Here is a 12288-nt window from a genome sequence, read left to right on the forward strand (position 1 = left end):
CTAAACGCCGGGGCGGACCGCCTGCGGCACGACTTCGGCCTCGTCGAACGAGAAGTCCCGGGTGTGCACCGGGACGCCCGTCTGCTGCGCTTCGACGATCTTGTTGTCGCCGAGGTACATCATCACGTGGTGGATCGTCCTCGGGTCCGAGGGATCCGTGGCGAGGAACAGCAGGTCACCGGGCTGCGCGTCGCGCACCGGCAGGTACGCGCCGGCGCGGTACTGGTCGCGCGAGACTCGCGGCAGGATGATGCCCGCCGACTCGTACGCCCGGAGCATCAGCCCCGAACAGTCGTACGAATTCGGTCCCGTGGCGCCCCACACATACGGCTTCCCCTGCTCGCCGAGCGCGAAACTGATCGCCTGGCCGGCGGCCTGGCTGGGCGGCAGCAGCGCCCCCAGCCCGGTGCCGCAGGAGACGACGTCGACGACCTGGCCGACCGTCTCCACCAGCGTCGCCGCCATCGGCTCCCACTTGTGGTAGCGGTCCGGGAAGCCGGAGCGCTCCACGGCCTGGGCCGCGTCGCCCGGCCGCTTGTTCTCCCAGTCCGGCACCGCGAGCAGCACGTCGTAGAACTTGTTGACCGCGTACGGCGGGTTGGTGACCTCGGCCACCGAACCCCAGCCCATCGACGGCCGCATCTGGAAGATGCCCTGGGAGTCGCGGTCGCCGTAGGTCAGGTTGCGCAGCCCGGACTCCGTCATCCCGGCCTGGATCGCGACCTGCCACGCGCGCGGCGCCAGTGACCGCTGCTTGCCGATCGAGATGATCAGCGCGACGATGCCGCGCTGCTCGTCGTCGAGCTTGGACGCGTCGACCGTGCCGCGGTCGCCCTGGCCGGGCTGGGTCGGCCCGACCGAGGCGTCGCAGCTCATCAGGTTGACGCCCCGGGCCTGCGCCTGCTGGCTGTCGATGACGACCTTCGCGGCGACCGCGGTCACGACCAGCGCGCCGATCGCGAGGAACACGACCAGCCCCAGCCAGAGCCCCAGGCGCCGCACGGTCAGCTCGCCTGGTCGTAGTCGGCGACCCGCCAGCCGGCGTTGGTGCTCACCACCGTGATGGCGAGCTTCGGCCCGTCGGTCGGGATGGTCAGCTGCACCGAGCTCGGGTACGCCGTGCCGACGACCGGCTCACCGGTGACCTTCGTCGCCGGGATGTTCGCCGGGTCGACGGAGCTCATCACCGGCAGGTACTCCTCGGTGGTGAACGGCTTGAGCTGCGCGAGCCACTGCTCGGAGGTGATGCCGGCGGGATGGCGCACCCAGGCCGCGGCCCACTCCTTGGCGACGCGGATCGCGTCGGCGTTCGGCGTGGTCGGCGTCGGGGTGGCCAGCGGCGTGGACAGCCGCGTCGGCAGGTTCGACGTCGGGACCGGCGCCGCGATGCCGGGCGCGGTCGACGTCATCGAGGTGGTCGTCCCCGGGGCGCCCGGGGCCGCCTTGGCCTGCGGCTTGCCGAGCACCTTGGGCAGGACGATGCCGAGCGCGGTGATGAGGATCGCCAGGAACACGAGCGCGCCGACGAGGTGGCGGGGCGAGCGCAGCGGCCAGCCCCACAGGCGCCGGTAGACCGCGGCGCGGCCGCGGTTGGTGCGGATCGGCATCGGTCACCGCCCCATCACTTGGTCGGTGTCACGCGGTTCCTCGCGGACCTCGATGCCGCGCGACGGCCGGTACAGCACGAAGACCGGCTTGCCGGCGACGACCTCCGGGTCGACGCGACGCGGCTGGGCGCGCACGCCGGGGGTGCGCGGCGCGTTGTCGCTGAAGGTGGACTCGGGCGGGCGCAGGTCGGACGGCACGACGACGGGCTCGGGCTCGTCGCTCCAGCGCCGGTCGGCCACCGGCGAGGTGTCGACGCGCCGGCTCTCCTCCCGCATCGTCGGACGCCCACCGGCCCCGACGACGACGTATTCGCCGCCGTCGCCGCCGGCCGGGTTGTACTGGCCGAACACGGGAGCACCGGGACGGCCGCCGGCGGGCAGCGCGCCCGCGGACCCGCCGGCGATGGCGCCCGGCCACGCGCCGGACCACGCGGCGGCCGGCCGGGAGGCGCCGTTGTCGAGACGCTGGGCGCTGGCGAAGATCGTGGCTTCCGGCCGGAAGCGGCCCCCGCCGGCGGTGGCGCCGAGCGGGCCGCGCTGTTCGCCGTCGACGACGTCGTCGGTGTCGCGGACGTTCTGCCAGAACTCGTCCTGCGGGGTCGGGCCGGTGCGGTGGCGCTTGAAGCGGGAGAAGATCCCGCCCCCGGGCGACGGCACGGCGGCGCCGACCATGCTGACCGACATCTCGACCATCTGCCACAGCCGCCGCACCGGCCGCCCGACCATGAACAGCAGCACGGTGATGAGCCCGGCGAGGACCATCTGCGTGAGCATGTTCAGCGAGTTGCCGGCGTCGAAGATGGCCTGCAGCAGCAGGGCGTGCACCCCGGCGAGCACGGAGAGCACGACGAGGTTGAAGGCGACGCCGCCGGCGACCTTGAGCACGCGGCGCAGGATCTCCGGGTGCAGCAGGGCGACGAGCCCGATGAGCGGGGCGGTCAGGGCGAAGAGGCGGATGAGGACCTGGGCGAGGAGCACGCTTGCCTTGGCCAGGAGCTGGAAGAGCGAGTAGACGAGGGCCTGGCCGAGGGAGAGGAAGCCGGCGCCGGTGCGGCCGCCCGCTTCGCCGGTGAAGTAGCCGGTGGCCGGGCCGAGCTTGGTGGAGATGTCCTTGTAGGCGTTCTTCTTGGCGTCGATGACGGCCTGGTTGCCGTCGTCGCCGTTGACCAGCTGGTTGCGGGTGAAGGCCTGCGCGTCGAGCAGCGGCTTGCCGAACTGCTCGGCCTGCGGCGCCGACGGCGTGCCGAACTCCCCGCGCAGCCAGTTGTTGTAGACGATCTGCGTGTGGAGCTGGGTAGGCAGGATGTCGCGGACGATCCGGTCACCGCTCTCGTCGACGAACCCCGCCTGGATGTTGGTGGTCGTCTGGACGATCGCCTTGTCGATCGGGTCGAAGTACCGCAGCATCGCCAGTGACGACGCCGCCAGCCACACGCCGGCCAGCGCGTAGAGCGCCCGTTTGCTGACCGAGGCCAGGTCTCCCCGCCAGATGTTGCGGAACATCATGATCGACAGGATCAGGGCGACCAGGCCGAACAACTGGGCGTAGATATTGTTGTAGACCTTCTCGGCGCCGGACTTCACCGCGTTGTAGATCGGGTTCAGCAGGCCGCCCTCGAGCACCGTGTAGTGCAGCGAGTTGGTCGCGCCGACGATGTTCTTGCCCAGGTTGAACAGCTGGTTGCCACCCCAGGTGTCCAATGTGGACCCCGGCGGGGTGAGGCTCACGGCCGAGCAGTTGGTCTCGAAGGTGTTCCAGACCATGCCCGCGTAGCCGTAGTCGATGTAGGCGCTGTTCGGCTCGCCGTGGCCCTCCGGCGGGTCGATCGCGCCGACCATCCCGGCGCCCGGGCGTTCCGGGTTCGGCGCCTCGCCGCACGCCGCCGCGCTGGCCGCGGGAGCCGTGGCGATGGCCTGCAGGCCGAGGACCAGCATGACGGCGAACATGGTCGCCTTGCGGCTCGGCACGCGCCGGGCCCGCGGGCCCTCCTTGATGCGGCGCTTCAGGGCGTGCCACCCGGCCGCCAGCGCCAGCAACACCGCCACCGTGAGCAGGGTGTTCATGCCGCACCCCCCGCGGCCGCCACGGGATGCGGCTCGGGCCGGTGACCGGGGCCCGCGCCCCGATCCGCGCGCACGCCTCGCTGCCGGGCCGCGTTCATGCGGCGTCCCGGCCGGTGCCGCCCTTTCCACCTGACCGGGCGTGTTGCTGTTGCCCGTTGGACGGCTGGACGCCGCCCTCCACCTCGCCCGTCTCGGACGCCAACGGGTCCGGGGCGCCCAGGAGGTTCTCGTCGGCCAGGCCGACCTCCAGTTCCGCCGCCAGCTCGAAGTCCTGCTCCAGCTCGATGTCGTCCTCCGGGGGCACGGGAACGTACGGCTTCTTCTCCTCCGACGGCAGCGCCAGCTCGTTGCCCGGACGCCGGGATGCCGGCGACGCGTCCTTCGAGCCCGGTGTCGTGTCCATGACCGCCCGCAGGTGGTCCAGGTGCGGGCCGGAGAAGTCGACGCGGATGCGCTCCACGCCGCCCGCGCCGTCGCCGAAGATGAACTGGCGGGGCTCCACGTCCCGCTCCAGGCCCCGCTGCGCTCCGGGACGACGGCCGAGCGCCGCCACGACCTGCTCGTAGCCCACCCCGACCGGGACCTTCAACAGCCGCAGGGCGTCGGCCTGGGCGTCGTCGTCGTCCAGGCGACCGACGAACACCGAGTCCAGCAGCGCCACGAAACCCTGGATCTTCAGGAAGTCCGCCGGGATCTGGGACGACAGCAGGACACGGACGTTCCACTTGCGCGAGTCGCGCGCGAAGCGGTTCATCAGCACGCGGCCGGTCGGGACCTCGGACAGGAAGAACGCCTCGTCGATCCAGACGCCCTTGCGCAGCTCCTTCGGCTTCTCGTACACCGACCGCTGGGTCAGCCACGCCGCCAGGTTGAGCATCTCGACGCCGAGGGACTCCGCGTCCGTCCAGTACTCGCGGGGGACGCCGTCCTTCGGCAGGGTCAGCCCGGCCATCGTCAGGACCGTCAGCCGGTCGTCGCGGGTCTCCGAGTACGGGTCCGCGTCGGACTCCGGGATGAGCAGGGCCATCCGCTCGCGCATCTCGTCGAGGAAGTCCGCGACGACGACCGCGTGCTCGTGGTGTTCCGAAGAATCCCGGCGCAGGGCGTCGATCACCTGGCCCGGGTCGGCGTCGAACCGGCCGCCGACGGCGCGCACCGCGCGCAGCAGCACGATCCGCGTCTGCGCCATGCGCGAGACCTCGTACGGCAGGACACCCGTCAGCACGTCGAGCACGAGACGTCGCCGCGTCGCGCCCGCTAGGGCCTTCTCGCGGCGCCAGGAGCGCTCGGGGTCGTCCTCGTCCATGAAGTGCTCGATCAGCGGCTCGGCGACCACGCGGTACGGGTTCAGGATCCCCGGCTGGGCGTTGAGCAGGTTGATCGGCCGCGCGTACGGCCGCAGCTCCGGCAGGTCGCACAGCCGCGACAGCGGGCCGGACGGGTCGAGGATCGTCCAGTTCGCCCCCGCGCGCAGCGTCTTGTAGACGATGCCGCCGCCGAGGAACGACTTACCACCACCCAGGCCGGCCACCATCGCGGTCAGGCCGGAGCCGTCGCGGATCTCCTGGGCCATCCACGGGTCCCAGGCCACCGGGCGGCGGGTCGCCGTGCACGTCTCGCCGAGCAGGATGCCGCGGCGGTCGCCGACCTCCGCGGTCGCCGTCGGGACCGCCGAGGACGCCCACACCACCGAGCCGCGGCGCATGTACGCCGCCGAGGCCAGGGGCTCGCCCGGGATGAACTCCCTGGCCATCGCGTACTGGGCCTCGGGGTGCTCGATGGCGATCTTCGGCTTGTACAGGTCGAGCAGCTGCTGGGCCAGGCGCAGCGCGTCGCGCTCGGTCGGGCCGGACACCGCCAGCCGCCACCAGGACCGGACGCGGGTGGCCAGCGCGGTGAAGCCCGACGTCATCTCGTCGTCGATCTCCAGCACGCGCCCGGCCTGCCGGGACAGCGACTGCGGCGGCTCGAGCTCGTGCTCGTCGGTGTAGTGCTTGACCTGCGAGCGCACCTTGTTCATCTGCCGCTGCAGCTCGCCGGCCACCTCTTCGGGGCGCCGGACGTAGATGCGCGCGGACACCTCGACCGCGGCGGGCAGGCGGTCGGCGTGCTGGATCCACGGGTCGTCGACCTCGGGGATCTGCAGGCCGTGCATCTGCCCGACGGTCAGGACCGCCAGGTGCCGCGAGACGCCGGCGTTGGAACCGGTGCGGCCGCGGACGGTCACCGTCGGCGCGTACGGCTCGGCGTAGAAGTCGGCGGCGTCGGTGAAGCTGGCCAGGTCCTCCGGCTCCCAGGCCGCGCCCGGCACGGCGGGCATGTTCCGCGGCGCGGGCAGGCCCAGCGAACAGGACCGGTGCATCAGCCAGGACATCTCCTCGGCGTGCACCGGGCGGCCTTCCAGCCCGGCGCTGCCGATGACCTGGTCGAGGTGCTCGACCTCGGAGTCGAGCGCGGTCAGCTCGGCGTCGACGGCCTCGGGCAGGATCTTGCGCAGCACCGGCGCGGCGCGCTCGACCGCGCGGTCGACCATGCGCCGGGTCTGCACCTGGACGCCCAGGTAGACCTCTTTTTCGGCCATCGAACGGCCCATCAGCTGCTGCTGCTCGCCGATCAGGTAGTCGTCGAACGACAGCGCGCCCGGGACGTCCGCCGGGCGGCCGTGGGCGTTGTAGACGTGCGCCTCGGCCCACATCCGGATCGGGTACGGCCGGTTCGTAACGCGCAGGTGCAGCCAGCGGCCCTGCAGCTCGGCGTACTGGCCGGCGATGGCCGCGATCAGGTCGCGCCGCTGCGAGTCCGAGCGGAACGACCAGCGCTGCGGCGCCAGCCGGTACCAGGCGTAGACCTCGACGCCGGTGCGGACCAGGTGCCCGTCGATGCTTCGCACCGCGATCGACGGGGTATACGCCGGGATCGCCTGCTCACCGGTCAGGCGCGACTTGTTCCCCGAACCGTTCCGCGACGCGCGGACCTGCTCGGGCGGTTGCCATGCGCCCGAGTGCGTGTCCCGACCCCGTTTTCCTCGGCTACCGCCGCGACCGAACAACGACTACCTCCCGGCCCGAGCCGCACTGCTGCGGCTCCGGCGCGCTCGTGGTGCTCCCTGGGTGAAAGCCGCACCCGGCGGGCCGCCGTGGTGCTGGTACTGCCGCCTTCGGCGGTGCTTCGGCAGCGGGCGCTCGGCCCGCACCCGGACGCGGCTGGCGCTGACCGCGCCGCCCGTGCCCGTGGTCCGTACCCGGGGCGTGTTCAGCTCGCGCCCGGCCATCGCGACCACGGCGCCGAGCGGGCGCTCGTGGCTGATCTTGGCCGTGAGCAGCCGGGTGATCACGATGGTGGCGACGAACGCCCACGCCGTCGAGAAGAACCCGAAGCCCCACCCCGCCCAGCGTTCGACGCCGAGCACGAGGAAGAACGTCGGGATGCCGATGAGCCAGGCGACGTACCGGGCTCTCCAGGGAAAAGTCGCTTTCGGCGGGCCGAGCCACACGGCGTCGACCCGGTAAACCTCGTCATCGGTCCTGATGCGCACGCGGGCCCCGCCTCAGCCGGTGAACAGGCCGGCGATCCACTGGCCCACGTTCACGCCCGCGCCGCTGACCGCGAGACCGATGATGGCGAGCGCGATGACCACGCCGGCGAGCCGGCGCATGACACCGGCGTTGTCGCCCTTGCCGCCGCCCAGCCACAGGAGCAGGAGCGCGACGGCCAGCAGCACCAGGGGGATGACGTTGTCGAGCAGCCACTGGCGCACGTTTCCCGTGCCCAGTTCGCCGGCGGCCAGCGTGTCGAGGGTGGTCAAGGTCATCATCGCGATACTCCCGGTGCGCGGTGGGGGCCGCGCGGTTCTGGCTCAGGCGGTGCTTCGAACAACATCATGGGGGCTACGAGGGGTAGTGGTCAAAGTGCGCAGCGTGGAGGCCGGCTGGCTTGTCAACCGACGTGGTGCGGATGGCACGCGAAAACTCCACGCCCACCATCATCGCGGCAAGGGCCCTCGGGTTGAACCCCGGCCACCCATACTTCTCAGTGTGCTGACGAACTCACCCCATTGCCCGGGATTTGCTCACTGTGGGTACTTGCACTCGAGCCGTTGTGCGGCCCGGAACAGTGTTGCATGACACGAACGGCCGCGTCCTCCGAGTCCGCTCTGTGATGACCGTCGGCCGGTCGGCACGCATGTCGATCTTGGGAGCGCTCGCTGTCCGTCACAGGGCGCTCGGCACCTCACAACGTTTTCACTACATAGCGTGATCTTGGAAAGAGTTCAGGGTCTGCCGAGCGCGAAGACGCCGTCCGGGAAGGCGCCGGCCTCGACGAGGCGCCGGCTCAAACCACGGCACAGCTCCTCGAGCCGCGCGGCCTTCTCGGCACCGAGGTGGTCCCACGGCCCCCGCGCGGCCGCCTCGGTCGCCGCCTCGAGGCGGTCGCGCAGCGCGGTGCCCGCTTCGGTGAGCCCGCCTTCGGCGTCGAGGATCCCGCGGTCCTTCAGCCGGCTTTCGGCGGCGGCCCACTGCTCGTCGCTCCAGCCACGGGTCAGCTTGGCGGCGGCGGTGACGAACCCGCGTCCGGTGGCGCCGTGGGTGACGAGGGCTTCGAGCCCGCCGAGCCCTTCGAGGACGAGCGCCGCGATGTGCCCGTCACCGCGGTGCTCGCGCAGCAGCGTGACGGCGTGCCAGAGCACGAGGTGCGGCTCGGCCGGCCAGGCGAGCCCCGCGTGCGCGGCGTAGAGGGGACGCCCTTCGCCGGCGCACCCCTCGCTCGCCTCGCGCGCGAGTTCGGCGGCTTCGGCGACTTCGTCGCTCTTGACGTGGTCGCCGAGCAGGCGGGTCAGCGCCCGGTCGGTGCCGTCGAGCCGCGCGGCCAGGACCTGCTCCGGCGTCGCCAGGGTCCAGGCACGCGGGATCACCCGGGCGACGACCTCGGGGTTGAAGTTGTAGAAGGTGGCCGCGACGACCTCGGCCCCGACGGCCCCCATGGCCGCGGACCGCCCGGCGAAGTACGGCATCCGGCCCGGCCGCAGCCCGAGACCGGTGAGCGCGGCGTCGACTTCGGGCACGAAGTACACGAAGGCGTGCAAGGAGTCGAAAGCCGACTTGAACCGCTGCTCGTCACCCGCCATACCCGCACCCTACTACCGGGTAACCACCCGGCGGAACCACTTCTTGACCGATCGCCAAGGGGCATCACTCGTGATCCGGCGGGCATCACGCGTGTCTGGACGGGCATCACGCCGATGCCTCTCCCATCACGCGAGATGCCCCCGCAGTCACGGGTGATGCCCCTCCAATCACACGTGATGCCCCTTCGGGCACGTCGTGAGTGGGCGGACGAGCTGGCATGTAAGCCGGATCCTGTTCCCCGGTCGCCTTGCGGCTCGCGGGGCGGCGGCCATCCATCTCGGCCTGCCGTCGCCGGCAGGCTCCAGCGGCCTACCCGCAGGCTCGGACGGGCCGTCCTCGAACGCCTGCGCAGGAGCCCGGGGGCTCCCTCTTGGCCTTGCTCCGGGTGGGGTTTACCTAGCCGTCCCGGTCGCCCGGGACGCTGGTGGTCTCTTACACCACCGTTTCACCCTTACCCCCGTCCGGGACGGGGGCGGTCTGTTTTCTGTGGCACTTTCCCGCGGGTCGCCCCGGGTTGCCGTTAGCAACCACCCTGCCCTGCGGAGTCCGGACTTTCCTCGAGCCGGTCACCCGGCTCGCGACCGCCCTGCCAGCTCGTCCGCAGGCTGGATCGTAGCTCAGTAACCGGCCACCGCCTCGGTGTGGTGGCGGGGCCGGAACTCCGGCGCCGGCGCGGCGGGCGCCGGGTGCTGGCGGGCCAGCTCGGTCGTCCAGTGGAGCACCGCGGCGGGGCTGTCGAGGCCGATCAGGCCGACGAGCCGGCCGTGGCGGACGAACCCGGTGATGGGCCGGGTGCCCGGGACCGGCGACTCCAGCAGCACCGTGTCGGTCGCCAGGGACGGCCGGCCGGCGACCTGGATACGGACGCCGTGCTGCTCGGACCAGTACCGCGGCACCGGCGTGTAGGCCGGGGACCCCTGCGGCCCGGCGAGGAGGTTCTCGGCGGCCGCGCGGCTCATCTCGACGGCGTTGAGCCAGTGCTCCTCCCGGTGTGGCGTGGGGTCGAAGCGGAGGTTGGGCCAGCGGGCAACGTCGCCGGCCGCGACGATCGTCGACGACCCGACCACGTGGCACGTCGGCGCGCAGACGACGCCGTCGTCCAGCGGCAGCTTGGCGCCGCGCAGCCAGGACACCGCCGGCACGCTGCCCACGGCGACGACGACGCAGGCGACGTCGAGGGCGCGGCCGTCGGCGAACTCGAGGCCGACGCGGGTGGGCGCGGGCCGCCAGCGGCGGATCGTGGTGCCGAGCTCGAGGCGGACGCCGCGGGCGGTGTGCAGTGCCGTGAGCCAGTCGCCGATGTCGGGCCCGAGGACGTCGGCCAGCAGCGATCTCGCGCGGCCGAAGAGGACGACCTCGCGATTCATCTCGCGCAGGCTGGAGGCGACTTCGCAGCCGATGAAGCCGTCGCCGATGACGGCGACCGGGCCGGGGTTCGAAGCGAGGGCGCGCTGGAGGGCGACCGTGTCGGCCAGGGTGCGGACGACGACCACGCGCGGGTGGCCGTGCGGCGCGCCCGGCATCCGGCGCGGTTCGACGCCGGTGGCGATGATCAGGCCGTCGTAGGGCAGTTCCTCGTCGCGGAGGTGGACGACCTGCCGGTGCGGCGAGAGCGCGGTCACCGGCGTGTCGAACCGCCACTCGGCGTCGACCGCGAGCGGGTCGGCGAGCTGCGTGTCCGCGCGGCTGACCGCGCCGGTCAGCAACTGCTTGGACAGCGCCGGGCGGTGGTAGGCGATGCCGGGCTCGGCGCCGAGGACGACGACTTCGCCGTCGAACCCGAGTTCGCGCAGCCGTTCGGCCGCGCGCAGGCCGGCCAGGCCGGCTCCGGCGATGACGATGCGTTCGCTCATCGGGTGGCTCCCAACAGGTGGATGGCTCTCATCGGGCAGGCGCGCGCGGCGGCCTGGACGTGCGGGACCAGCTGGGGTTCCGGGCGCTTCTCGTAGGCGAGCTGCCCGTCCTGGCCGAGCTGGAAGACCTGGGGCGCCTCGGCCTGGCAGACGCCGTAGGCGTGGCAGCGCTGGCTGTCGACGTCGACGCGCACGGTGGCCGGCTCCAGGGTCTCGGGCGGCGCGGTGACCAGCCCGGCGCGGGCCAGCACGTTCGCGGGCAGCACCCGCAGGACCGACAGCAGCACCGGCGGGACGAGCAACGTGATGCCGGCGAGCCAGACGACGGCGAGGTGCCCGCTCGAGATGGCGCCGAGCCAGGCGTGCGCGGCGAGCAGGCCGATGGCGAGGTACCCGACCTGGTGGAAGCGCAGCCAGCGGCCTTCCCGGGTGCCACGGCGCAGGCCCGCCGTCACCGAGACGGCGATGACGAGTTCGAGGCCGGCGATCCCCAGCGCGTGCCGTGGGGTGCCGTCGTAGAAGGGCACCAGCAGGTCGGCGACGCCGAACGGGTCGTCCTCCAAAAAGAGGAAGGTCAGCCCGTGCAGGGTGCCGAGGGCGAGGGTGAACGCGGCGAGCACGACGTGCCCGGTGCGGATCGCGTCCTGGCCGCTGAACCGGCGGACCCAGCCGGTGGCGGCCAGGACCCCCCAGCACAGCGTCAGGCACATGGCGACGTAGGTGAGGCGGCCGGACAGCGCGGCGGCCTCGACGATCCCGGTGTCGTGCGGCGACACCGGGACCAGCGCGGCGGACAGGGACATGGGGCGGCTTACCTCCGGGTGCGCGGCGAGGTCCTGCCGGGGGTTCCGAGCAGGCGGAGCAGGCCGAACGTGGCGACGGCGGCGAGGGCCACGAGGACGGCGCCGGCGGCGATGGCACCGCCGCCGAGGGTGTCGTCCTCGGTGGCGGAGACGAGCAGGGACGTGGTCTCGGCGAGCCCGGTGCTCTCGAGGAGCGTCAGGTGGCCGAGCGCGGTGTCGACGGCGGTCTGGGCGAACGCGCGGACGTCGTCGTCGCGGGTGCCCGCGCGGACGTCGGAGGCGAGCCCGAAGAGGGTGCCGTACTCGGCGCGGAGGCGGTTGACGTAGGCGCGGTCGAACGCGTCGCCGGAGCCGGCGGCTATCTCGTCGGCCCAGGCGCGCTCCTGGTCCGTGGGCTCCCCCGGCAGGGTGACCGCGAGCCGGTCGGCGACCGCGCGCAGGGCGACGTCGAGCCGGGCCTGGTCGTCGGCGATGCGGACGGCGACGGCACGCACGCGCCGGTTGGTGGCCCGGTCGACGGCGAGCCTGCTCGCCGGCACGGCCCACAGCGTGTGCTGCTTGAGCCGGGTCAGCAGCGCGCGGTCGGACTGCTGCAGTTCCCCGGCCGACGCCGGGACGGCACAGCCCAGCACGAGCGCGGCCGCGGCGGCCAGCAGCGCCACGAATCGGAGCGGCATCCCCGTTGTCCCTTCGCGAAGGAGTCCTCACCTCCTGTTACGGGGAGAACGTGTGATCCGGTTCTCACCGTCACCTTTTAGTGACCTGTGACGTGTATCACAAGACACATTGTGAACCGGGTTGCGACGGCAGCCGTCGGCACCCTGTCGAATTGGTC

Annotated in this window: 10 protein-coding genes and 1 other RNA gene; all 11 read right to left on the reverse strand. The window is 72.4% G+C overall.

Annotation, left to right across the window (positions count from 1 at the left end):
* Window positions 1-1002: a C40 family peptidase gene (locus I4Q55_RS46415; protein WP_206797245.1), complete on the reverse strand. Its 1002-nt coding sequence runs from the start codon at window positions 1000-1002 to the stop codon at window positions 1-3.
* A 2-nt stretch (window positions 1003-1004) separates the two neighbouring features.
* Window positions 1005-1607 carry a hypothetical protein gene (locus tag I4Q55_RS46420; RefSeq protein WP_206797247.1) on the reverse strand — a complete coding sequence of 201 codons (603 nt, stop codon included), beginning with the start codon at window positions 1605-1607 and terminating at the stop codon, window positions 1005-1007.
* A 3-nt stretch (window positions 1608-1610) separates the two neighbouring features.
* Window positions 1611-3671: a magnesium transporter gene (locus I4Q55_RS46425; RefSeq protein ID WP_206797248.1), complete on the reverse strand. Its 2061-nt coding sequence runs from the start codon at window positions 3669-3671 to the stop codon at window positions 1611-1613.
* Window positions 3672-3765: 94 nt separating this feature from the next.
* On the reverse strand, window positions 3766-6720 hold the full coding sequence (locus I4Q55_RS46430) for an ATP-binding protein (RefSeq protein ID WP_206797249.1): 2955 nt from the start codon (window positions 6718-6720) through the stop codon (window positions 3766-3768).
* A gap of 3 nt (window positions 6721-6723) precedes the next feature.
* Window positions 6724-7206 (reverse strand): hypothetical protein, encoded by a 483-nt coding sequence (locus I4Q55_RS46435; RefSeq protein ID WP_206797250.1) that lies wholly within the window; start codon window positions 7204-7206, stop codon window positions 6724-6726.
* Window positions 7207-7218: 12 nt separating this feature from the next.
* The gene (locus tag I4Q55_RS46440; RefSeq protein WP_004562703.1) at window positions 7219-7485 is read right to left on the reverse strand and encodes a hypothetical protein; all 267 of its coding nucleotides are present in this window, start codon (window positions 7483-7485) and stop codon (window positions 7219-7221) included.
* Between the two features lie 456 nt (window positions 7486-7941).
* Window positions 7942-8796 (reverse strand): hypothetical protein, encoded by an 855-nt coding sequence (locus I4Q55_RS46445; protein WP_206797251.1) that lies wholly within the window; start codon window positions 8794-8796, stop codon window positions 7942-7944.
* A gap of 205 nt (window positions 8797-9001) precedes the next feature.
* Window positions 9002-9394, reverse strand: an RNA gene (gene rnpB, locus I4Q55_RS46450) — RNase P RNA component class A.
* Between the two features lie 20 nt (window positions 9395-9414).
* Window positions 9415-10650: an NAD(P)/FAD-dependent oxidoreductase gene (locus I4Q55_RS46455; protein ID WP_206797252.1), complete on the reverse strand. Its 1236-nt coding sequence runs from the start codon at window positions 10648-10650 to the stop codon at window positions 9415-9417.
* Entirely contained in the window at window positions 10647-11453 is an 807-nt protein-coding gene (locus tag I4Q55_RS46460) for a ferredoxin (protein ID WP_206797253.1), read from the reverse strand. The genes I4Q55_RS46455 and I4Q55_RS46460 overlap by 4 nt, the downstream gene beginning before the upstream one ends.
* A gap of 8 nt (window positions 11454-11461) precedes the next feature.
* Complete coding sequence (locus tag I4Q55_RS46465) at window positions 11462-12130, reverse strand: DUF4142 domain-containing protein (protein WP_206797254.1); 669 nt, start codon at window positions 12128-12130, stop codon at window positions 11462-11464.
* Window positions 12131-12288: the final 158 nt, after the last annotated feature.

The organism is Amycolatopsis sp. MtRt-6, from assembly GCF_017308975.1.
In the GTDB taxonomy this organism is placed as follows: Bacteria; Actinomycetota; Actinomycetes; order Mycobacteriales; family Pseudonocardiaceae; genus Amycolatopsis.